Raw genomic sequence first — 21886 nt, forward strand, 5'->3', positions numbered from 1 at the left:
ATATCGATTTGTTTATAACTTAATCGCATACGAAATCGCAGGCACTAAAAAGCCTCGCACTAGGCGAGGCTTTTTCTGTGCAACTACGCCTTACATGAAGTTGTAAGTGTAGTTGAAGATCAGACGGGTCTGATCCTGGTCAGCCGAAGCTTCATTACCTTCACCACGGTAGACGCCGTGACGCAGGCTGGCACCCAGACCTTTGAGCGGGCCTTCCTGGATGACGTAATCGATACGGGCGTCACGCTCCCACTCGTTGTAGGTACCTTGACCAGACTTGTAGCGAACATCGTCGCCACGCAGATAAGCGACAGACGCCTTCAGGCCTGGAACGCCCAAGCGAGCGAAATCATACGAGTACTGACCGAAGGTGGTGTTTTCACCGGCCTTGGCGAACTGGTTGATCATGCTATCAGTGAACAGATAGAAGCTTGCGCCACCAGCACCCTCGCCACGACCGTTGCTGTCTACCACGTTGCCTTGGTTCAGCCAAACGAAACCACCGTCATCGCTAACCTGTTGGTGGCCAACCATCAACGCATGGCCACCCAGGGTATAGGTGAACATGGCCGACCAGGTCTTGTTGTCGACCTTGCCGTCGGTTTTCTCGTAACCGCCGTTGTTGTTGAAGTTGTACTCGCCTGGGCCGCCCTTCTTGTTGCGACCATCAGCGCTGCTGTCGAAGTAGCGCAGGTCAGTCTTGAAGGACTGGTCGTCAGCGATCTTGAAGACATGAGTCGCACCCAGGAAGTGCTGCTTGTAGAAGTCTTCCAGGTTCGAGTAGTAGTACTGCAGGGTAAGGTCAGGAGTGAGCTTGTAATCCAGACCACCGTAGCGGAACTTGTTGCTATCAGCAGTTGCGCCAGCGACCGACAGGCCAGTGCGATTGCTCGAAGCACGACCCATAGCGTGGGTCAGTTGACCAGCGTTGATGGTCAGGTTGTCGATTTCCTTCGAAGTGATGGTGCCACCTTCGAAGGTTTGCGGCAGCAGACGGCCATCGTTGGAAACCAGGATTGGCAGCATGGGCGCCAGTGCGCTACCAAAGTGAGCTTCTGTCTTCGAGAAACGCGCCTTGGCGTTGGCACCGAATCGGGCCCACTGATTTACCGAAGAACCATCGGTGGCATCAGGCATGAAGCCAGACTTGTGGTAACCACGACCGCCATCCAAATGGATACCCCACAGAGCCTGGGCATCAACACCAAAGCCGACAGTACCCTGGGTGAAACCCGAGATGTAGTCGAGCTTGAAACCTTGGCCAGTTTCACGCTGATCAGGACGCTTGAAATTGGTAGAGGCGCTTGCGTGAGCCTCACGGTTATCGTTGTCGTAGTACATGGTGCGCGAGCTCAGGGACAGCTTGCTGTCCTCGATGAAACCGGCAGCGCCTGCTTGTTGGGCGAGAACCCCCAGTGCCACGGCCAGGGCCAGGCTGGACTTGTACATGCTTTGCTCCTCTACGTTCTAATTTTTGTGCGTCTCAAGCGGCAGGATCTGAAGCCCCACTCGCCCGGATCGGCGATTTAGCACCAAAGGGTGACCGCTTGGTCAACCGTCAATGGTCGATTCGCGACTTTGGTCTAACCCGCCACCTGCGCTACAGGATAATGACAATCCTATAAATCCAAAATGACCGTTTTGTGAATCTGTAAGATTTTTACGGAATAACTTTGGAACCTTTACTACCTAAAGTTGTATCGACGGTGTCTATCATACCTTTAGGTTATGTGAAAACGTTTGCCTGCGTGGCGTGAGCCAGCATCCCCGAGGCACGGCCGAAGGACACTAGCAGAAAGTCATCTTTTCGCCAGACAACCCCTCACCTGTAGGAGCGGGCTTGCCCGCGATTGCGTCAGTGCAGGCATCGCCGCGGCCAGGCAGCACGCTACAACAAATGGCTTTTAAGCTAATGCAAAAAAGTTATTTATTTTACGATTCTTAGATCATTTAGCCTTTTCGTCATTCAACCCAATTGCCTGACGAGAGGTCCACCATGATCCCGCACACCCCGCTGCGCCTGTTCGCTGCCCTGACCCTCGCCAGTGCCAGCTGGCTGGCCCAGGCTGCCGACCTGACCGTTGCCTACCAGACCACCGTCGACCCGGCCAAGGTGGCCCAGGTGGACGGCGACTACGAAAAAGCCAGCAAGGCCAGCATCGACTGGCGCAAGTTCGACAACGGCGCCGATGTGATCACTGCGGTGGCCAGCGGCGACGTGCAGATCGGCTACCTCGGCTCCAGCCCCCTGGCCGCCGCCGCCACCCGCAAGCTGCCGGTGGAAACCTTCCTGATCGCCACCCAGATTGGCGCAGGCGAGGCGCTGGTGGCCCGCGACAGCATCAAGACCCCTCAGGACCTGATCGGCAAGAAGGTCGCCGTACCCTTCGTTTCCACCGGCCACTACAGCCTGCTGGCTGCGCTCAAGAGCTGGAACATCGACCCGTCCAAGGTGCAGATCCTCAACCTGGCCCCGCCGGCGATCATCGCCGCCTGGAAGCGCGGCGACATCGACGCCACTTATGTATGGGACCCGGCCCTGGGCGTGGCCAAGGAAAACGGCAAGGTGCTGATCACCTCGGGCGAACTGGCCGCCAAAGGCGCGCCAACCTTCGATGCCTGGATCGTGCGCAAGGACTTCGCTGCCAAGCACCCGGACGTGGTCAAGGCCTTCGCCAAGGTCACCCTCGACGCCTACGCAGACTATCGCAAGGACCCGCAAGCCTGGCTGGCCAACCCGGAAAACGTCGTCAAGCTGGCCAAGCTGTCCGGCGCCAAGCCGGCTGACATCCCGGTATTGCTGCAAGGCAACGTCTACCCGCTTGCCGCCGACCAGGCCAACGCCCTCGGCGCGCCGACCACCCAGGCGTTGACCGACACCGCCACCTTCCTCAAGCAACAGGGCAAGGTCGACGCGGTGCTGCCGGACTACGCGCCCTACGTCAGCAAGCAGTACCTGCCCAACTGAACCGGAGCCCGTCATGGCCTTGCTCGAGCTGGAGCGCATCAGCGCACAGTACCCCGGCGCCAGCACCCCGGTGCTGGCCGACATCAACCTCGCGCTGGGCCCCCGCCAGCTGCTGGTGGCCCTCGGGCCCTCCGGCAGCGGCAAGACCTCGCTGCTCAACCTGATCGCCGGTTTCGTCAGCCCCAGCGCCGGGCGTATCAGCCTGGACGGCGTGCCGGTGCAGGGCCCCGGCGCCGAACGCGGCGTGGTGTTCCAGGACGATGCCCTGCTGCCTTGGCAGAACGTGCTGGGTAACGTCGCCTTCGGCCTGGAACTTGCCGGCGTGCCCCGCCCGCAGCGCGAAGCCAAGGCCCGCGAAATGCTCAAGCTGGTCGACCTGGACGGCTTCGCCGAACGGCGCATCTGGCAATTGTCCGGCGGGCAGAGGCAGCGCGTGGGCCTGGCCCGGGCGCTGGCCGCCGACCCGCGGGTGCTGCTGATGGACGAGCCGTTCGGCGCCCTCGACGCCTTCACCCGCGAGCAGATGCAAGAGCTGCTGCTGCAGGTGTGGCAGCGCACCGCCAAACCGGTATTCCTGATTACCCACGACATCGAAGAGGCGGTGTTCCTGGCCACCGAACTGGTGCTGCTGGCGCCCAACCCGGGGCGCGTGGTCGAGCGCCTGCAACTGGACTTCGGCCAACGCTACGCCGCCGGTGAGCCGGCCCGGGCGATCAAGTCCGACCCACGCTTCATCGAAACCCGCGAGCACGTACTGGCCCGCGTGTTCTCCCAACGCCACAGCCTGCAGGAGCGCCCATGAGCAGCCTGGACCTGCCGGTTGCCGGCAAACCCGAACCCCACCTGCCACCTGCCGCCAAGCCGGCGCGCAGCCTGCCCACCCGCTGGATCAGCACCCTGACCCTGGCCAGCCTGCTGGCGGCCTGGTGGCTGGTGACCGCCGCCGGCTGGGTCGAGCCGCTGTTCCTGCCCTCGCCCGCCGACATCGGCGCCAAGGGCTGGAGCCTGCTCACCCAGGGCTACATGGATGCAAGCCTGTGGCAGCACCTGGGCGCAAGCCTGGGGCGCATCGGCCTGGCACTGATAGCCGCAACCTTGACCGCCATCCCGGTGGGCATCGCCATCGGTTACAACCGCGTCGCCCGCGGCATTCTCGACCCGCTGATCGAGTTCTACCGGCCGATCCCGCCGCTGGCCTACCTGCCGCTGATCGTGATCTGGTGCGGCATCGGCGAGCTGTCGAAGGTGCTGCTGATTTATCTGGCGATCTTCGCCCCGATCGCCATCGCCACCGCCACCGGCGTACGCACGGTCGACCCGGCCAAGCTGCGTGCCGCGCAGTCGCTGGGTGCCAGCAAGGCGCAGCTGATTCGCCATGTGATCCTGCCCAGCGCTTTGCCCGACATTCTCACCGGCATCCGCATCGGCCTGGGCGTGGGCTGGTCGACCCTGGTGGCCGCCGAGCTGATCGCCGCCACCAGCGGCCTGGGCTTCATGGTGCAGTCGGCGGCGCAGTTTCTGGTTACCGACGTGGTGGTGCTGGGCATCCTGCTGATCGCGCTGATCGCCTTCGCCCTGGAAATGGGCCTGCGCGCCCTGCAGCGCAAGCTGGTGCCCTGGCACGGCCAGAGCCATTGAACCCCTGGAACGAACCTGTGTAGGAGCGGCCTTGTGTCGCGAAAGGGCCGCAACGCGGCCCCGGCATTTTCTGCTGCGCTGCTGCAAACCTGGGGGCGCTGCGCGCCCCTTTCGCGACACAAGGCCGCTCCTACAAAGACTGCACAATTTCAGATGAGACCGAGCATGAGCCTGACCATCACCCCCTTGAGCCCCGCCCTCGGCGCACAGATCAGCGGCGTCGACATCAGCCGCGAGATCACCGCCGCCCAACGCGACGCCATCGAACAAGCGTTGCTGCAACACCAGGTGCTGTTCTTGCGCGACCAGCCGATCACCCCTGAGCAGCAGGCGCGTTTTGCCGCCCGCTTTGGCGACCTGCACATTCACCCGATATACCCCAACGTACCGGAAACGCCCCAGGTGCTGGTTCTCGATACCGCAGTGACCGACGTGCGCGACAACGCCGTGTGGCACACCGACGTGACCTTCCTGCCAACCCCGGCGCTGGGCGCGGTGCTCAGTGCCAAGCAACTGCCGGCCTTTGGCGGCGATACCCTGTGGGCCAGCGGCATCGCGGCTTTCGAGGCATTGTCGGCGCCGCTACGGCAACTGCTCGACGGGCTGACCGCCACCCACGACTTCACCAAGTCGTTCCCGCGGGAGCGCTTCGGCACCACCGCCGAAGACCTTGCGCGCTGGGAAGCCACCCGGCGCAACAACCCGCCGCTGTCGCACCCGGTGGTGCGCACCCACCCGGTGAGCGGGCGCAAGGCGTTGTTCGTCAACGAGGGGTTCACCACGCGCATCAACGAGTTGAGCGAACTGGAAAGCGAGGCGTTGCTGAAGCTGCTGTTCACCCACGCCACGCGGCCGGAGTTCAGCATTCGCTGGCGTTGGCAGGAGAACGACGTGGCGTTCTGGGATAACCGCGTGACCCAGCATTTTGCGGTGGATGATTACCGGCCGAACCGGCGGGTGATGCACCGGGCGACGATCCTTGGGGATGCACCGTTCTGAGAGGCCCCGGGGAGGCCTGCGGCCTCCTTTCGCGGCACAAGGCCGCTCCTACAGGAGGTCGCGTTCCCCTGTAGGAGCGGCCTTGTGCCGCGATGGGCTGCGAAGCGGCCCCAAGCGGTCTAACGGACCAGATGCAGATACTGCATATGCCGCTCGTACTGGTCGAGGATGTCGTTGATGATCTGCTCCTTGCTGTAGCCCACCAGGTCGTAGTTCTGGCTGCCTTCGCTCAGGTGCACCTCGGCGCGGTAATAGCGGCGGTTTTTCAAGTCCTGGGTGCCCAGCCCACCGAGGGCGAACGACGGGGTGAAGTACCCGCGCATCTGCACCTGGTAGATGAACGGCTGCTCCTCGCCATGGCCAACCTTCAGGCTGACGTTGTCGTGGCTCGGGTCGTCCTGGGTCACCAGCACCAGGCCCTTCTGCTCGAACACCTCGCGTACCTCGGCAATCGCCGGGCGCACCACGTCGTCCATGAAGCGGTACACCTCGTCCCGTGACGGGAAGTGCACCGCCTGGCTAAGGCGTTGGCGCCAGCCGCCACGGCCGCGCCGGGACTGGGCGAACGGCGCCAGCGAGTGCATCTGCGCGATCTGCCGCTGGCTCTCGAGGTAGAAGGCCTTGTGCAGCCCCCACATCATGCACAGCAAGATCAACGAGAACGGCAGCGAGGTCAGCACCACGGCTGATTTCAGCGAATCGATACTGCCAGCGAACAGCAAGCCGCTGGTGATCAGCGCGGTCATCGCGCCCCAGAAGATGCGCAGCCAGTTCGGGCCGTCTTCATCGGCACCACCGCCCTTGGCCGACAGCGTCGAAAGCACCACCGTGCCGGAGTCAGCCGAGGTGACGAAGAACACGAAGCTGATGAACACCGTCACGGCGATCACCGTCTTGCTCCAGGGATAGGTTTCCAGCAGCAGGTACAGGCTCATCGACGGGTTGTCGAGGGCCGACTGGCCCAGCGCGGTCATGCCGTGGTTGATCACCTGGTCCAGGGCGCTGTTGCCGAAGATAGACATCCACGCCAGGGTGAAGCCCAACGGGATCAGCAGCACGCCGAAGACGAACTCGCGAATGGTACGCCCGCGGGAAATACGCGCGATGAACAGGCCCACGAACGGCGCCCAGGCAATCCACCAGGCCCAGTAGAACACCGTCCAGCCGCCCAACCAGTCGCGCTGTTCGCCATAGGCGTACACATCGAAGCTCTTGCGCGGCAAGGCACCGAGGTAGTCACCAAGGTTCTGGATCAGGGTGTTGAACAGGTGCTGGGTAGGCCCGGCAAACAGCACGAACAGCAGCAGCGCGCAGGCCAGGAACAGGTTGATGTCGCTCATCACCCGCACGCCTTTCTCGACCCCGGCCACGGCAACCGCCACCGCCGCACCCATCATCAGAGTGATCAGCAGCACCTGCACCCACTGGCTGTGGCTGATGCCGAACAGGTAGTCCAGGCCCGCATTCAAGTGCAGTACGCCAAAGCCCATGTCGGCGCCCAGGCCGAACACCGTGGCGATGATGCCGAAGCCGTCCACCGCGTAACCGATCGGCCCGTTGATGCGCTTGCCAATCAGCGGGTACAGCGCCGAGCGTAGCGCCAGCGGCAGGTTGTGGCGGTAGGCGAAGTAAGCCAGGGCCATGCCGACGAAGGCGAACACACCCCAGCCGTGCAGGCCCCAGTGCAGGAACAGGATCTGCATCGCCTGGCGCCCGGCCTCGGCGGTGCCGGCCTCGCCCACCGGCGGCTGCAGCATGTGGGTCAGAGGCTCGGACACGCAGAAGAAGAACAGCGTGATGCTGATACCGGCGGCGAACAGCATGCCGGCCCAGGACAGGTAGCTGAACTCGGGTTCGTCATGGTCGGCGCCCAGCTTGATCTTGCCGTAGCCGGACAGCGCGGTGACCACCACGAACACCAGGTACAGGGTCATGGCCAGCATGTAGTACCAACCGACCGTGTTGGCTGCCCAGTTTTGCGCGGCCAGCAACCACTCGCCGGAAGCTTGTGGGAAGGCGATGACCACCAGGCCGAAGATGAGGATGAAGCTTGCCGCGAAGTAGAACACCGGGGGGTTCATGCGGATCTTGCTGTTGGCAAGGGATGGGGTTGGTGCACTCATGGGTGGCGCACCCCGTCGAGCGACGTAAGGTACGGATTGAACGGGTTCAGCAAAGGCAATCCCTCCTGTTGAACACCGGCAATGGACCAGCGTTTTTCATTGAACAAGCGTTCAAGTTAAACATGGAATGGATTTCAATGCGAACCGGGGCGCCGGGCGGGGGTTGTGTCAGAAGCATCGGATGAGCAAATGCCTTGCTCCTTTTCTGAAAGCTGGCATGCCCCCTGTGGGAAGCGGCCTTGTGTCGCGATGGGCTGCGAAGCAGCCCCAGGATCTCGACCTTATGCAAAATCGCGGGGGCTGCTACGCAGCCCATCGCGACACAAGGCCGCTTCCCACAGCGATCGCATGATTTTCAAACCTGCGATCTACCTGCAGGGGCCGGTATAGCTAGCGCAAAACAGCTGCCCTACATGCCATACCCGCCAGGCTAGAGCGCTTTTTTGCCCTCACAATCCAGCTGCAGATTGGCCTGGGTAATGTTGCTGTCTGCCGGCACGCTGCGGGTCAGCCACACGTTGCCGCCAATGGTCGAACCCTGGCCGATGGTGATGCGCCCAAGGATGGTCGCACCGGCATAGATCACCACGTCGTCCTCGACGATCGGGTGGCGCGCCAGGCCCTTGTGCAAGGTGCCCGACTCGTCGCTGGGGAAGCGCTTGGCGCCCAGGGTGACGGCCTGGTAGATGCGCACCCGCTCACCGATGATCGCGGTCTCGCCGATCACCACGCCGGTGCCGTGGTCGATGAAGAAGCTCTGGCCGATCTGCGCACCGGGGTGAATGTCGATGCCGGTGGCCGAGTGCGCCAGCTCCGAGCTGATGCGCGCCAGCAGCGGCAGGCCGGCGCGGTACAGATGGTGCGCCAGGCGGTGGTGGATGATCGCCAGGATGCCCGGGTAGCACAGCAGTACCTCGTCAACGCTGCGCGCCGCCGGGTCGCCGTGGTAGGCGGCCAGCACGTCGGTGTCCAGCAGCACGCGCAGGCCCGGCAGGGCGGCGGCAAAATCCTGGACCAGGCGCAGGGCGTGGGCGTCCACGTCCGCCACCTCGGTATTGCCGTGGCGGGCGGCATAACGCAGCTCCAGGCGCGCCTGGGCCAGCAGCGCGGTAAGCGCGGTATCCAGGGTGTGGCCGACGTAGAAGTCTTCGCTCTCTTCGCGCAGGTCCACCGGGCCCAGGCGCATGGGGAACAGCGCGCCGCACAGTTGCTCGAGGATCTGGCGCAGCGCCTCGCGCGACGGCAGCTCGCGCCCGCCCTGCTCGCCGCTACTACGGCCATTGCGGGTGCGCCACTGCTCACGGGCGCTGCGCAGGCCACTGACAATGCCAGGCAGCTGCCATTGGCCGGTTGATGGGTGTTCGCTCACGGTGTTCTCCTGCCAGGCTTCATTCTTTGTATGTGCGCTGATCCCTGTAGGAGCTGGCTTGCCAGCGACCGCGTCAGCCTGGCTAAAGGAAGTTACCGGGCCGGGCGCTATCGCTGGCAAGCCAGCTCCTACAGGGGATCGGCGCTGGGCTCGGGATCACGATACGTCAAATCCCCCCCTTGGAAAAAACAACGCTTTATTCCATCCTGCGCTAAGTCAGGCATAAGCAACGCTGACGGGGCGCCCATTCGTGGCTACCCTCAACCCTGCCACGGGATGGCAATCTGCAGCTATGGAATAACAACCGGTTTTTTTATTATTTCCGGGCCTATATGGCCCAGCTTTATAGTTGCCACCCACTACTTCCACAACAAGCGCGGGGCCACACATGTCCAGATTCGCCAAACCTCTTCTCAACGCCAGCCTCGCCCTGTTGCTGGGCACCGGCCTGCTCGGCCAGGCGTTTGCCGGCGAGCAGCTGAAGACCATCCAGGAAAAGGGCGTGATCAACGTCGGCCTGGAAGGCACCTACCCACCGTTCAGCTTCCAGGACGAAAACGGCAAGCTGACCGGCTTCGAAGTGGAGCTGTCGGAGCTGCTGGCCAAGGAGCTGGGGGTCAAGGCCAAGGTCCAGCCGACCAAGTGGGACGGCATTCTCGCCGCGCTCGAGTCCAAGCGCCTGGATGTAGTGATCAACCAGGTGACCATCTCCGACGAGCGCAAGAAGAAGTACGACTTCTCCGAGCCCTACACCATCTCCGGCATCCAGGCGCTGATCCTGAAGAAAAAGGCCGAGCAGCTGAACATCAAGACCGCCCAGGACCTGGCCGGCAAGAAGGTCGGCGTGGGCCTGGGCACCAACTACGAACAATGGGTGAAAAAGGACGTGCCGCAGGCTGACGTGCGCACCTACGAAGACGACCCGAGCAAGTTCGCCGACCTGCGCAACGGCCGTATCGACGCCATCCTGATCGACCGCCTGGCCGCGCTGGAATACGCGCAAAAAGCCAAGGACACCCAGCTTGCCGGCGAAGCCTTCTCGCGCCTGGAAAGCGGCGTGGCCCTGCGCAAGGGCGAGCCCGAGCTGCTGGCGGCCATCAACAAGGCCATCGACAAGCTCAAGGCTGACGGCACCCTGGCCAAGCTGTCCGAGAAATACTTTGGTGCCGATGTCACCAAATGATTGCTGAGAGCCTGCAACTCGTTCAAGACTCCGCGCCCTTTTTGCTCAAGGGCGCGGGCTACACGGTGCTGCTCAGCGTCGGCGGCATGTTCTTCGGCCTGCTGCTGGGCTTTGCCCTGGCACTGATGCGCCTGTCGAAGATCCTGCCGCTGGACTGGCTGGCGCGTATCTACGTGTCGTTCTTTCGCGGCACGCCGCTGCTGGTGCAGCTGTTCGTGATCTACTTCGGCATGCCGCAGATCGGTATCGAGCTCGACCCGATCCCGGCGTCGCTGATCGGCCTGTCACTCAACATGGCCGCGTACATATGCGAAATCCTGCGAGCGGCGATCTCCTCGATCGACCGCGGCCAGTGGGAAGCCGCTGCCAGCATCGGCATGACCCGCACCCAGGCGATGCGCCGGGCGATTTTGCCCCAGGCGCTGCGCACCGCGCTGCCGCCGCTGGGCAACAGCTTCATCTCGCTGGTCAAGGATACTGCCCTGGCAGCCACCATCCAAGTGCCCGAGCTGTTCCGCCAGGCGCAGCTGATTACCGCGCGCACCTTCGAAGTGTTCACCATGTACGTAGCGGTGGCCGTGATCTACTGGGTGCTCTGCAGCATCCTCGCGCACTTCCAGAACCGCATGGAAGCGCGGGTCAACCAGCACGACCAGGAGCACTGACAGATGATCGTAGTAGAAGGCCTGACCAAGCGGTTCAAGGGCCAGACCGTGCTCAACGGCATCGACCTGACCGTGCAGCCCGGCGAAGTGGTGGCCATCATCGGCCCCAGCGGCTCGGGCAAGACCACCTTCCTGCGCTGCCTGAACCTGCTGGAAACCCCCGACGCCGGGCGTATCCAGATCGGCGACATCAGCATCGATGCCAACCGCCCGCTGGGCGGCCAGCAGAGCGCGATCCGCCGCCTGCGCCAGCAAGCCGGGTTCGTGTTCCAGAACTTCAACCTGTTCCCCCACCGTACCGCCCTGGACAACGTCATCGAGGGCCCGGTGATCGTCAAGAAGACGCCCCGCGAACAAGCCATCGCCCTGGGCCGCCAGCTGCTGGCCAAGGTCGGCCTGGCCGGGCGCGAAGACGCCTACCCGCGGCGCCTGTCCGGCGGCCAGCAACAGCGCGTGGCGATTGCCCGGGCGCTGGCCATGGAGCCGGAGGTGATCCTGTTCGACGAACCCACCTCGGCGCTGGACCCGGAGCTGGTGGGTGAGGTGCTGGCGACCATCCGCGGCCTGGCCGAAGAAAAACGCACCATGGTCATCGTCACCCACGAGATGAGCTTTGCCCGGGATGTGGCCAACCGGGTGATCTTCTTCGACAAGGGCGTGATCGTGGAACAAGGTGAGGCCAAGGCGCTGTTCGCCAACCCCCAGCAAGAGCGTACCCGGCAGTTCCTCAGCAAGTTCCTGGGAACTGCAGCGTCCGAGTAAGCCTGTACCGTCCTCATCGCCGGCAAGTCGGCTCCTACAGTGGAATCGAGTAACCCTGTAGGAGCCGGCTTGCCGGCGATTTGGCCCTCACACCCATCACCACTCCCCTTCTATATATATTCCAAAAAGTTAATTCATAAACTTTTAATAAGCCATTAGGGTATATGAACCGGACCACCGGACCACCAATCGTCCGTCGCCAGCACCAGGCGACGCCAACTGTTTTGTGAGGTCACCGATGGTCAGGATCACAATCACCCCAGTGCGCAACGCCAGGGCATTGAGTGCAGCCAGGGAGCGGCACTGATGTCCAGCCAACCCACTACCCCGTTCACCAGCGATATCGACAGCTCGCCCCTGCTGCTGCCGGCCAAGGTGCTGCGCAACGACGCCGAAGCCCTGCAGGCCGCCCGCGAGCTGGCCGAAGTTGCCCGCCAGCAGGCCGCCCGCCGCGACCAGCAGCGCAAACTGCCCTGGGCCGAGATCGAGCAGTTCACCCGCAGTGGCCTGGGCAGCATCAGCGTGCCCAAGGCCTATGGCGGCCCGGAAGTCTCCTTCGAAACCACTGCCGAAGTATTCCGCCTGATCAGCGCCGCCGACCCGGCCCTGGGGCAGATCCCGCAAAACCACTTCGGCATGCTGCAACTGGTGCGCCTGACCGCCACCGAAGCGCAGAAAGAAGCCATCTTCCGCAGCGTGCTCGACGGCTGGCGCATCGGCAATGCCGGGCCCGAGCGCGGCACCAAGGACACCCTCACCCTCAAAGCCTGCATCACCCGCAACGGCGAGGGCTTTGCCATCAGCGGCGAAAAGTTCTATTCCACCGGCGCCCTGTTCGCCCACTGGGTGACGGTCAAGGCACTCGACGATGAAGGCCGCCAGCGCCTGGCCTTCGTGCGCCGGGGCAGCCCGGGGCTGCGTATCGTCGACGACTGGTCGGGCTTCGGCCAGCGCACCACCGCCAGCGGCACCGTGCTGCTGGACCAAGTGCCGGTGGATGCCGACCTGGTGCTGGACAACTGGCGCCAGCGCGATGTGCCGAACATCCAGGGCGCCACCTCGCAGCTGGTGCAAGCCGCCATCGATGCCGGCATTGCCGAAGCCGCCATCGACGACGCCATCCAATTCGTGCGGGAAAAATCCCGGCCATGGATCGAAGCCAAGGTCGAGCGCGCCAGCGATGACCCCTACGTGATCGCCGATATCGGCCGCCTGAAGCTCGACCTGCATGCCGCCCAGGCATTGCTGCGCAAGGCCGCGCGGGTGCTCGACGAGGTCAACGCCGGCCCGGTCGACGCCGCTGCCGCCGCCCGCGCCTCGATTGCCGTGGCCGAAGCCAAGGTGCTCACCACCGAAATTGCCCTGCAGGCCAGCGAAAAGCTGTTCGAACTGGCCGGCAGCCGCGCGACCCTTGCCGAGTTCAACCTCGACCGGCACTGGCGCAACGCCCGGGTGCACACCTTGCATGACCCGGTGCGCTGGAAGTACCACGCGGTCGGCGCCTACTACCTCAACGGCACCCTGCCCGCCCGCCATTCCTGGATCTGAACATCTAGCTGCCAGGGCTGCGTTGCAGCCCATCGCCGGCAAGCCGGCTCCTACAAGGTCCGCATATCCCTGTAGGAGCCGGCTTGCCGGCGATGGGCCGCAAAGCGGCCCCAGTGGCCCCGGAGAGCACCATGACCGCATCCCTCATTACCAGCGACGCCCAGGCCCTGGAAGTCGCCGAAGAAATCGCCAAGCAACTGCGCACCGAAAGCGCCACCCGCGACCGCGAACGCCGCCTGCCCCACGCCGAGCTCGACCTGTTCGTGCAGTCCGGGCTATGGGGCATCAGCGTGCCCAAGGCCTTTGGCGGCGCTGGCGTATCCAGCGCTACCCTGGCCAAGGTGGTCGCGCGCATTGCCCAGGCCGACGCCTCGATCGGGCAAATCCCGCAGAACCACTACTACGCCCTGGAAGTGCTGCGGGTGAACGCCAGCCCCGAGCAGCAACAGCGCCTGTACGCCGAAGTACTGGCCGGCCGGCGTTTCGGCAATGCCCTGGCCGAGATCGGCACCAAGACCGCCCACGAGCGCAGCACCCGCCTGACCCGCGACGGCGAAGGTTTTCGCATCAACGGCCGCAAGTTCTATTGCACCGGCGCGCTGTACGCCCAGCGCATCCCCACCCTGGTACTCGACGAGCACGATGCCCAGCACCTGGCCTTCGTGCCTGCCAACAGCCCGGGGCTGGAGGTGATCGACGACTGGAGCGGCTTTGGCCAGCGCACCACCGGCAGCGGCTCGGTGGTGTTCGACAATGTAGCGGTGGCCGCCGAAGACGTGGTGCCGTTCGGCAGCGCCTTCGAGCGCCCGACCACGGTCGGCCCGCTGGCGCAGATCCTCCACGCCGCCATCGACACCGGCATCGCCCGCGCCGCCTTCGAAGATGCCCTGCACTTTGTGCGCACCCGCAGCCGGCCCTGGATCGATTCGGGGCTGGACAAAGCCAGCGACGACCCGCTGACACTCAAGAGCTTCGGCCACCTGGCCATCCGCCTGCACGCCGCCGAAGCGCTGCTCGAGCGCGCCGGCGAAATCCTCGATGTGGCCCAAGCCGACAGCAACGCCGAAACCCTCGCCGCCGCCTCCATCGCCGTGGCCGAAGCCCGGGCGATCAGCACCGAGATCTCCCTGGCCGCCGGCACCACCTTGTTCGAACTGGCCGGAAGCCAAGCCACCCTGGCCGAGCACAACCTCGACCGCCACTGGCGCAACGCCCGGGTGCACACCCTGCACGACCCGGTGCGCTGGAAGTACCACGCCATCGGCAACTACTACCTCAACGACGAGAAGCCGCCACGGCGGGGGACCATCTGATGGCCAAACAGATACGGCTCAATGCCTTCAACATGAACTGCATCGGGCACATCAACCACGGCCTGTGGACCCACCCGCGGGACACCTCCACCCAGTACAAGACCCTCGACTACTGGACCAACCTGGCCCGCCTGCTGGAACGGGGGCTGTTCGACGGGCTGTTCATCGCCGATATCGTCGGCACCTACGATATCTATGGCCAGTCGCTGGACGTGACGCTGAAAGAGTCGATCCAATTGCCGGTCAACGACCCGCTGCTGCTGGTGTCGGCCATGGCGGCGGTCACCCGGCACCTGGGCTTCGGCCTGACGGCCAACCTCACCTATGAAGCGCCCTACCTGTTCGCCCGGCGCCTCTCCACCCTCGACCACCTGAGCAACGGCCGGGTGGGCTGGAACATCGTCACCGGCTACCTCGACAGCGCCGCCCGGGCCATGGGCTTGCGCCAGCAGCCCGAGCACGACCGGCGCTACGACCAGGCCGACGAGTACCTGCAGGTGCTGTACAAGCTGCTCGAAGGCAGCTGGGAAGACGACGCGGTGGTCGCCGACCGCGCGCAACGGGTGTACACCCGGCCCGACAAGGTGCACAAGGTCAGCCACCACGGCGAGTTCTACGACGTCGAGGGCTACCACCTGTGCGAGCCCTCGCCGCAACGCACCCCGGTGCTGTTCCAGGCCGGCAGCTCGGCGCGCGGGCTGGCGTTTGCCGGCAACCACGCCGAGTGCGTGTTCATCAGCGGGCAGGACAAGGCCGCCACCCGCGCCCAAGTCGACAAGGTGCGCGCCGCTGCTGCCGCGGCCGGCCGCGACCCACAGGCGGTCAAGGTGTTCATGGGCATCACGGTGATCGTCGCGCCCACCGAACACGAGGCCCAGGCGCTGCACGCCGAGTACCTGCGCCATGCCAGCCCCGAGGCCGGCGTCGCCCACTTCGCCGCTTCTACCGGTGTCGATTTTGCCGCCTACGGCCTGGACGAGCCGATCGGCTTCAGCCAGGGCAACGCCATCCAGTCGGCGACCCGCCAGTTGCAGGACAACGCCTGGACCCGCCGTCGCCTGTTGCAACAGCACGCCCTGGGCGGGCGCTACGTGACCTTGGTCGGCGCCCCCGAACAGGTGGCCGAGCAACTGATCGGCTGGGTCGACGACACCGGCCTGGACGGCTTCAACCTGACCCGCACCGTCACCCCGGAAAGCTTCGAAGCCTTCATCGACCTGGTGGTGCCGCAACTGCAGCAACGCGGCCGCTACAAGACCGCCTACGCCGACGGCACCCTGCGCGAAAAACTGTTCGCCAGCCAACCGCACCTGCCCGCCGGCCACCCCGGCGCCCGCTACCGCACCACCCACATCCCTGCCCCGACTGGAGTCCTGCGCCATGCTTGAGAAACTGTTCCGGCCCGTCGCGGCCATCGCCCTGACCCTCGGCCTGTCCGCCACGGCACTGGCGGCCGAGCCGCTGAAGATCGGCACCACTGCGGCCTTCGCCATCCCGCTGGAAGCCGCAGTCGAAGAGGCCCACAAACAAGGCCTTGAAGTGAAGCTGATCGAGTTCAGCGACTGGATCGCGCCCAACGTCAGCCTCAACAGCGGCGACATCGACGTGAACTACTTCCAGCACATCCCGTTCCTGGAAAACGCCAAGGCCGCCGCCGGCTTCGACCTGGTGCCCTACGCCCCTGGCATCATCAACAACGTCGGCCTGTACTCGAAAAAGTACAAAAGCTTCGCTGAACTGCCCGAAGGCGCCAGCGTGGCCATCGCCAACGACCCGATCAACAGCGGCCGTGGCCTGCAACTGCTGGCCAAGGCCGGGCTGATCACCCTCAAGCCTGGCGTGGGTTACAAGGCTACCGAAGACGACATCATCGCCAACCCGAAGAAAATCAAAATTCTTCAGGTCGAAGCCGTGCAGCTGGTGCGCGCCTACGACGACGCCGACCTGGTGCAGGGCTACCCGGCCTACATCCGCCTGGCCAACACCTTCGATGCCACCTCTGCGCTGCTGTTCGACGGCCTGGAAAACAAGGAGTACGTGATCCAGTTCGTCATACGCCCGCAAGAGAAGAACGACCCGCGCCTGGCCAGGTTCATCGACATCTACCAGCACTCGCCAGCCGTACGCGCCGCCCTGGACAAGGCCCATGGCACGCTGTACCAGGCCGGCTGGGAAGGCTGACATGAGCCAGGCCAGCGCCCTACGGGCGCCCACCACGCACGCTGCGCCGCCAGCGGCACGGGAGCAGGCCCTGCGCCCGCAGGTCAATGAAGCCCAGGTGCGCTTCATCGGCTTGGGCAAGACCTACCCCGGCCAGGCGCAGCCTGCGCTGCACGGCATCAACTTGAACATCCGCAGTGGCGAGATCTTCGGCATCATTGGCCGCAGCGGCGCCGGCAAGTCGTCGCTGCTGCGCACCATCAACCGCCTGGAGCAACCCAGCCAGGGCCGGGTGCTGATCGACCAGGTGGACATCGCGCCGTTCAACGAAGACCAGCTGGTTGCCCTGCGCCGGCGCATCGGCATGATCTTCCAGCACTTCAACCTGATGTCGGCCAAGACCGTGTGGCAGAACGTCGAGTTGCCGCTGAAGGTGGCCGGCGTCGGCAAGCCCGAGCGCCAGCGCAAGGTGCGTGAGCTGCTGGAGCTGGTGGGCCTGGGCGACAAGCACCAGGTGTACCCGGCGCAGTTGTCTGGCGGGCAGAAGCAGCGCGTCGGCATCGCCCGCGCGCTGGTGCACGACCCCGAGATTCTGCTGTGCGACGAGGCCACCTCGGCGCTGGACCCGGAAACCACCGCCTCCATCCTTGACCTGCTGCGTGACATAAACCAGCGCCTGGGCCTGACCGTGGTGCTGATCACCCACGAGATGGCGGTGATCCGCGACATCTGCCACCGCGTGGTGGTGCTGGAGCGCGGTGAAGTGGTGGAGCAAGGCGAGGTATGGCAGGTGTTCGGCACGCCGCGCCACGAGGTCACTCGCACCCTGCTGGCACCGCTGCAGGCGAAACTGCCGGCGGCCTTGCAGGCCAGCCTGCGGGCAAGCCCGGTGAGCCGCGACGCGGCCGTGGTGCTGCGCCTGCAGGTGCTCGGCGAACCCGACCTGGGCGCCCTGTTCAACGACCTCGGCGGCCAGGTGCGCCTGCTGCAGGGTGGCGTGGAGACCATCGGCGAGCACGCCTTGGGGCAACTGATCCTGTCGGTGCGCGGCTCGTCGCTGGCCCCCCATCAATTGCTCGAACGCGCGCGCCGCCGGGCCGCCGATGTGGAGGTACTGGGCCATGTGGATTGAGCGCTTGCTGCAAGGCTTGCTCGACACCCTGCTGATGGTCGGCGTGTCGTCGTTGGTGGCATTGCTGGTGGGCGTGCCCATGGCGGTGCTACTGGTCACCAGCGACAAGGGCAGCATCTTCGAGGCGCCGGCCCTGAACCGGGTGCTGGGCGCCATCGTCAACCTGTTCCGCTCGATCCCGTTCCTGATCCTCATGGTGGCGCTGATCCCCTTCACCCGCCTGGTGGTCGGTACCACCTATGGCGTGTGGGCAGCGGTGGTGCCGTTGACCATCGCTGCCACGCCGTTTTTCGCGCGCATTGCCGAAGTGAGCCTGCGCGAGGTCGACCACGGCCTGATCGAAGCCGCCCAGGCCATGGGCTGCCGGCGCTGGCACATCGTCTGGCATGTGCTGTTGCCCGAGGCGCTGCCGGGCATCGTCGGCGGTTTCACCATCACCCTGGTGACCCTGATCAACTCCTCGGCCATGGCCGGGGCGATCGGTGCCGGCGGCCTGGGGGACATCGCCTACCGCTATGGCTACCAGCGCTTCGACAGCCAGATCATGCTGACCGTGATCGTCATGCTGGTGGCCTTGGTGGCGCTGATCCAACTGGGCGGGGACCGGTTGGCCAAAGGGTTGAACAAGCGTTGAGCGGCCAGTTGGCTTTACGCGGCCCTTGCAGGAGCCGGCTTGCCGGCGATGGCGCCCTCAGCCCCAGTGCAGCTCCGCAGCCGGCACCGGCCGCCCAAACCAGTAGCCCTGCCCCAGCTGGCACTGCTGCTCCAGCAGGAAACTGGCCTGCTCGGCCTGTTCGATCCCCTCGGCATGCACCTGCATGCCCATGCTGCGGGCCAGGGCGATGATCACCCGCACAATGGCGATGTCGTCATCGTCGAACGGCAGGCCGGCGACGAAGCCCTGGTCGATCTTGAGCTTCTGCACCGGCAGGCGCTTGAGCCGCAGTAGCGATGAATAACCGGTACCAAAGTCGTCGATGGCCAGGTTGATGCCCAGTTCGCGCAGGCGGTGCAGCTGCTCCAGCGCCACCTCGGGCTCCTCCATTACCGCGCTTTCGGTGACCTCAAGCTCCAGCAACGCCGGGTCCAGGCCGGTTTCGTGCAGCACCTCGGCCACCTGGCGGTACAGCTCGTGCTGGCCGAACAGCCGGCTGGAGATGTTCACCGCAACGAAGTCCAGGCGCTTGCCTTCAGCCTGCCAGCGCACCATCTGCCGGCACGACTGGCGCAGTACCCAGGCATCGATCTCGGCAATCAGCCCGGTGCGCTCGGCGATCGGGATGAACTCCCCCGGCGGCACCAGCCCGCGCGAGGGGTGCTGCCAGCGCACCAGGGCCTCGACGCCGATCATCTTGGCGCTGTGCAGGTCGTGCACCGGCTGGAAGAACACCCGCAGTTCTTCCTGCTCCAGCGCCCGGCGCAGCTCGCCGGCGGTTTCTACCCGGTGCTGGGCGTGGGCGGTCAGCTCCTCGGTGTACAGCGCATAGCAGGCGCGGCCATTGCCCTTGGCCTTGAACAGCGCAGAGTCGGCGTTGCGCAGCAGCTGTTCGGCGCCCAGCGCGTCACTGGGGAACAGGCTGATGCCGATGCTGGCGCTGATGAACAGGCGGTGGTCATCGCACTCGAAGGGTTCGCGCAGCCGCTCGATGATGGCCTGGGCCAGCTTGCCGGCCTGGCCCACTTGCTGGCAGTTCTCGGCCAGCACGCCGAACTCGTCGCCGCCAAGCCGGGCCAGGGTCACACTGGCACCCAACACCTCGCGCAGGCGCTCGCCCACTTGCTTGAGCAACTGATCGCCAATGGTATGGCCAAGGCCATCGTTGATGCTCTGGAAATGATCGAGGTCGAGCAGCAGCAGGGCGCAACCGCGTTTATTCGCTTGCGCTGCAGCCAGCGCCTGCTCGACCCGGTCGTTGAACAGCAGGCGGTTGGGCAGGCCGGTCAGCGGGTCGTGGTGGGCCAGATAGGCCAGCTCTTCCTCGCTGTGCTTGATCGCGCTGATGTCACTGAACACTGCCACGTAGTGGCTGAGGTCACCGCCATCGTCGCGAATGGCGCAGATCGTCTGCCATTGCGGGTAAATTTCGCCGCTTTTGCGACGGTTCCAGATTTCGCCGCTCCACTCGCCCTTCTCGCTCAGGGTGGCGTAGATCTGCTGGTAGAACGGCGCGCCATGGCGGCCCGACTTGAACTTGTTCGGCCGCTGGCCAATGACTTCGTCCTGCTGGTAGCCGGTGATGCGCATGAAGGCCCGGTTGACGTGCACGATCAGGCCGTTACGGTCGGTCACCAGCACCCCTTCCAGCGTGCTGTCGAACACCGCTGCGGCCATGCGCAGGCGCTCACGGTCCTCGCTGCGCAGGCGCGCACCGATGCCGATAAAGTTGAGCAGGCGGGCGCGCGAGACAAAAATCAGCAGCGCGCTGAGCAGCACCCACACCACCACGTTGATCTGCCGACCGACGGTGAGCGCCAACAGGTCATCGGACATGCTCCGCAACACAAGCTCGGACAACCCCAGCCAGAGCATCGAAAGCACCAGGTAAAGCGCAGCCATGCGCAAGGCGTCGCGAACGGAAACAGACATGTCGGGTGGATGAGCCCATGGAAAAGGAAGGGGCATTATAAAGGCTGAAACACCCTGTGACTTCCTATCAAAAAGGGCGACTGGTTTTATTTCCCCGCCAAGGGATAATGCCGACGTTGTTTCCCCTGTGTTTCCGAGGGTCTTTCTCGCCATGTGGTACTACGGTTTGCTCGACTTGTCGGCCTGGCAACTGGTCGGCGTCACCCTGCTGATGACTCACCTGACCATCGTCAGCGTGACCATCTACCTGCACCGCTATTCGGCGCACCGCGCGCTGGAGCTGAACGCAGGCCTCAAGCATTTCTTCCGCTTCTGGCTGTGGCTGACCACGGCGCAGAACACCCGCGAGTGGACCGCCGTCCACCGCAAGCACCACGCCAAGTGCGAAACCCCCGACGACCCCCACAGCCCGGTTCACAAGGGCTTGGCCACGGTGCTGCGCAAGGGTGCCGAGCTGTACCGCGAAGAGGCGCGCAACCAAGAAACCCTGCGCATCTATGGCAAGAACTGCCCGGACGACTGGCTCGAGCGCAATGTCTATTCGCGCTACAAGCTCGGCGGCATCGCGCTGATGGCGGTGATCGACCTGCTGCTGTTCGGCACCATCGGCATCACCATCTGGGCAGTGCAAATGGCCTGGATCCCGTTCTGGGCCGCAGGTGTGGTCAACGGCCTGGGCCACGCGGTGGGCTATCGCAACTTCGAGTGCCGCGATGCCGCCACCAACCTGGTGCCTTGGGGCATCATCATTGGCGGTGAAGAGCTGCACAACAACCACCACACCTACCCCAACTCGGCCAAACTGTCGGTGCGGCGCTGGGAGTTCGACATGGGCTGGATGTGGATCCGCCTGCTGAGCCTGCTGCGCCTGGCCAAGGTGCAGCGCGTCGCGCCCATCGCCCACCGGGTCGAGGGCAAGGCTTCGCTGGACATGGACACTGCCATGGCCATCCTCAACAACCGCTTCCAGATCATGGCCCAGTACCGCAAGCTGGTGATCGGCCCGCTGGTTAAGCAAGAGCTGGGCAAGGTCGATGCCTCGGTACGCCACCGTTTCCGCCGCGCCAAGCGCCTGCTGTCGCGGGAAACCAGCCTGCTGCAGGACCGCCACCACCTGCGCATCGAGTCGATGCTGGCCCACAGCCAGGCGCTCAAGACCATCTACGAGAAGCGCCTGGCACTGCAGCAGATCTGGGCCCGCACCAGTGCCAACGGTCACGACATGCTCGCGGCCATCAAAGACTGGGTGCACGAGGCCGAGGCCAGTGGCATCCAGTCGCTGCGCGACTTCGCCGCCCAGCTGAAAACCTACTCGCTACGCCCCACCGGCGCCTGACCGCCGTTGATCGGCACGCCCCGTCCTGGGGCGTGCCAAGCGGAACTTCCCCCGCGAAATACGACTCAAACTCGGCATATCGCCCAGCGTGGCGGGCCGGTCA

18 protein-coding genes are annotated in these 21886 nt (G+C 64.6%); 14 read left to right on the plus strand and 4 right to left on the minus strand.

Features of this window, described 5'->3' with window-relative positions:
* Positions 1-90: 90 nt before the first annotated feature.
* Complete coding sequence (locus KSS94_RS25830) at positions 91-1449, minus strand: OprD family porin (protein WP_217840848.1); 1359 nt, start codon at positions 1447-1449, stop codon at positions 91-93.
* A 547-nt stretch (positions 1450-1996) separates the two neighbouring features.
* Here KSS94_RS25830 and tauA point away from each other — a divergent pair.
* The 4 genes from tauA to tauD all read left to right on the plus strand — a co-directional run bounded on the left by tauA (position 1997) and on the right by tauD (position 5605).
* Positions 1997-2968 (plus strand): taurine ABC transporter substrate-binding protein, encoded by a 972-nt coding sequence (tauA, locus tag KSS94_RS25835; RefSeq protein WP_217840849.1) that lies wholly within the window; start codon positions 1997-1999, stop codon positions 2966-2968.
* Between the two features lie 13 nt (positions 2969-2981).
* Positions 2982-3770, plus strand: a complete 789-nt coding sequence (gene tauB, locus KSS94_RS25840; RefSeq protein WP_217840850.1) for a taurine ABC transporter ATP-binding subunit — start codon at positions 2982-2984, stop codon at positions 3768-3770.
* Positions 3767-4606 carry a taurine ABC transporter permease TauC gene (gene tauC, locus KSS94_RS25845; protein ID WP_217840851.1) on the plus strand — a complete coding sequence of 280 codons (840 nt, stop codon included), beginning with the start codon at positions 3767-3769 and terminating at the stop codon, positions 4604-4606. The genes tauB and tauC overlap by 4 nt, the downstream gene beginning before the upstream one ends.
* 165 nt (positions 4607-4771) lie before the next feature.
* Entirely contained in the window at positions 4772-5605 is an 834-nt protein-coding gene (gene tauD / locus KSS94_RS25850) for a taurine dioxygenase (protein WP_217840852.1), read from the plus strand.
* A 119-nt stretch (positions 5606-5724) separates the two neighbouring features.
* Here the strand turns inward: tauD and betT are convergent, their stop codons facing one another.
* Together betT and epsC are read right to left on the minus strand one after the other, a co-directional pair.
* The gene (betT, locus tag KSS94_RS25855) at positions 5725-7728 is read right to left on the minus strand and encodes a choline transporter BetT (protein ID WP_264081998.1); all 2004 of its coding nucleotides are present in this window, start codon (positions 7726-7728) and stop codon (positions 5725-5727) included.
* A 430-nt stretch (positions 7729-8158) separates the two neighbouring features.
* Positions 8159-9097 (minus strand): serine O-acetyltransferase EpsC, encoded by a 939-nt coding sequence (gene epsC, locus KSS94_RS25860; RefSeq protein ID WP_217840853.1) that lies wholly within the window; start codon positions 9095-9097, stop codon positions 8159-8161.
* 388 nt (positions 9098-9485) lie between these two features.
* Between epsC and tcyJ the strand changes: the two genes are divergently transcribed.
* From tcyJ to KSS94_RS25905, 9 genes are all read left to right on the plus strand, one after another.
* Positions 9486-10280: a cystine ABC transporter substrate-binding protein gene (tcyJ, locus tag KSS94_RS25865; RefSeq protein ID WP_217840854.1), complete on the plus strand. Its 795-nt coding sequence runs from the start codon at positions 9486-9488 to the stop codon at positions 10278-10280.
* On the plus strand, positions 10277-10945 hold the full coding sequence (tcyL, locus tag KSS94_RS25870) for a cystine ABC transporter permease (RefSeq protein ID WP_217840855.1): 669 nt from the start codon (positions 10277-10279) through the stop codon (positions 10943-10945). Before tcyJ ends, tcyL begins: the two co-directional genes overlap by 4 nt.
* A gap of 3 nt (positions 10946-10948) precedes the next feature.
* The gene (tcyN, locus tag KSS94_RS25875; protein WP_217840856.1) at positions 10949-11707 is read left to right on the plus strand and encodes an L-cystine ABC transporter ATP-binding protein TcyN; all 759 of its coding nucleotides are present in this window, start codon (positions 10949-10951) and stop codon (positions 11705-11707) included.
* Between the two features lie 306 nt (positions 11708-12013).
* Positions 12014-13255, plus strand: a complete 1242-nt coding sequence (locus tag KSS94_RS25880) for an SfnB family sulfur acquisition oxidoreductase (RefSeq protein ID WP_217840857.1) — start codon at positions 12014-12016, stop codon at positions 13253-13255.
* 131 nt (positions 13256-13386) lie between these two features.
* Positions 13387-14568: an SfnB family sulfur acquisition oxidoreductase gene (locus KSS94_RS25885; RefSeq protein WP_217840858.1), complete on the plus strand. Its 1182-nt coding sequence runs from the start codon at positions 13387-13389 to the stop codon at positions 14566-14568.
* Positions 14568-15956: an LLM class flavin-dependent oxidoreductase gene (locus KSS94_RS25890; RefSeq protein WP_217840859.1), complete on the plus strand. Its 1389-nt coding sequence runs from the start codon at positions 14568-14570 to the stop codon at positions 15954-15956. The genes KSS94_RS25885 and KSS94_RS25890 overlap by 1 nt, the downstream gene beginning before the upstream one ends.
* Positions 15949-16749, plus strand: a complete 801-nt coding sequence (locus KSS94_RS25895) for a MetQ/NlpA family ABC transporter substrate-binding protein (RefSeq protein WP_217840860.1) — start codon at positions 15949-15951, stop codon at positions 16747-16749. Before KSS94_RS25890 ends, KSS94_RS25895 begins: the two co-directional genes overlap by 8 nt.
* A 1-nt stretch (position 16750) precedes the next feature.
* The gene (locus KSS94_RS25900; protein WP_217840861.1) at positions 16751-17860 is read left to right on the plus strand and encodes a methionine ABC transporter ATP-binding protein; all 1110 of its coding nucleotides are present in this window, start codon (positions 16751-16753) and stop codon (positions 17858-17860) included.
* The gene (locus tag KSS94_RS25905) at positions 17850-18494 is read left to right on the plus strand and encodes a methionine ABC transporter permease (protein ID WP_217840862.1); all 645 of its coding nucleotides are present in this window, start codon (positions 17850-17852) and stop codon (positions 18492-18494) included. The genes KSS94_RS25900 and KSS94_RS25905 overlap by 11 nt, the downstream gene beginning before the upstream one ends.
* Before the next feature lie 57 nt (positions 18495-18551).
* Here KSS94_RS25905 and dibA read toward each other — a convergent pair whose 3' ends face one another.
* Positions 18552-20447, minus strand: coding sequence for a phosphodiesterase DibA (dibA, locus tag KSS94_RS25910; protein ID WP_217840863.1), 1896 nt, complete (start codon positions 20445-20447; stop codon positions 18552-18554).
* 151 nt (positions 20448-20598) lie between these two features.
* On the opposite strand from dibA, the gene desA reads away from it, so the two are divergent.
* Positions 20599-21783: a delta-9 fatty acid desaturase DesA gene (gene desA, locus KSS94_RS25915; protein WP_217840864.1), complete on the plus strand. Its 1185-nt coding sequence runs from the start codon at positions 20599-20601 to the stop codon at positions 21781-21783.
* Positions 21784-21886: the final 103 nt, after the last annotated feature.

It is taken from the genome of Pseudomonas fakonensis, from assembly GCF_019139895.1.
Lineage (GTDB): Bacteria > Pseudomonadota > Gammaproteobacteria > Pseudomonadales > Pseudomonadaceae > Aquipseudomonas > Aquipseudomonas fakonensis.

Coding starts and splice junctions, on each gene's coding strand:
- KSS94_RS25830 (WP_217840848.1), bottom strand. CDS start 1,449: ATGTACAAGTCCAGCCTGGCCCTGGCCGTGGCACTGGGGGTTCTCGCC.
- tauA (WP_217840849.1), top strand. CDS start 1,997: ATGATCCCGCACACCCCGCTGCGCCTGTTCGCTGCCCTGACCCTCGCC.
- tauB (WP_217840850.1), top strand. CDS start 2,982: ATGGCCTTGCTCGAGCTGGAGCGCATCAGCGCACAGTACCCCGGCGCC.
- tauC (WP_217840851.1), top strand. CDS start 3,767: ATGAGCAGCCTGGACCTGCCGGTTGCCGGCAAACCCGAACCCCACCTG.
- tauD (WP_217840852.1), top strand. CDS start 4,772: ATGAGCCTGACCATCACCCCCTTGAGCCCCGCCCTCGGCGCACAGATC.
- betT (WP_264081998.1), bottom strand. CDS start 7,728: ATGAGTGCACCAACCCCATCCCTTGCCAACAGCAAGATCCGCATGAAC.
- tcyJ (WP_217840854.1), top strand. CDS start 9,486: ATGTCCAGATTCGCCAAACCTCTTCTCAACGCCAGCCTCGCCCTGTTG.
- tcyL (WP_217840855.1), top strand. CDS start 10,277: ATGATTGCTGAGAGCCTGCAACTCGTTCAAGACTCCGCGCCCTTTTTG.
- tcyN (WP_217840856.1), top strand. CDS start 10,949: ATGATCGTAGTAGAAGGCCTGACCAAGCGGTTCAAGGGCCAGACCGTG.
- KSS94_RS25880 (WP_217840857.1), top strand. CDS start 12,014: ATGTCCAGCCAACCCACTACCCCGTTCACCAGCGATATCGACAGCTCG.
- KSS94_RS25885 (WP_217840858.1), top strand. CDS start 13,387: ATGACCGCATCCCTCATTACCAGCGACGCCCAGGCCCTGGAAGTCGCC.
- KSS94_RS25890 (WP_217840859.1), top strand. CDS start 14,568: ATGGCCAAACAGATACGGCTCAATGCCTTCAACATGAACTGCATCGGG.
- KSS94_RS25895 (WP_217840860.1), top strand. CDS start 15,949: ATGCTTGAGAAACTGTTCCGGCCCGTCGCGGCCATCGCCCTGACCCTC.
- KSS94_RS25900 (WP_217840861.1), top strand. CDS start 16,751: ATGAGCCAGGCCAGCGCCCTACGGGCGCCCACCACGCACGCTGCGCCG.
- KSS94_RS25905 (WP_217840862.1), top strand. CDS start 17,850: ATGTGGATTGAGCGCTTGCTGCAAGGCTTGCTCGACACCCTGCTGATG.
- dibA (WP_217840863.1), bottom strand. CDS start 20,447: ATGTCTGTTTCCGTTCGCGACGCCTTGCGCATGGCTGCGCTTTACCTG.
- desA (WP_217840864.1), top strand. CDS start 20,599: ATGTGGTACTACGGTTTGCTCGACTTGTCGGCCTGGCAACTGGTCGGC.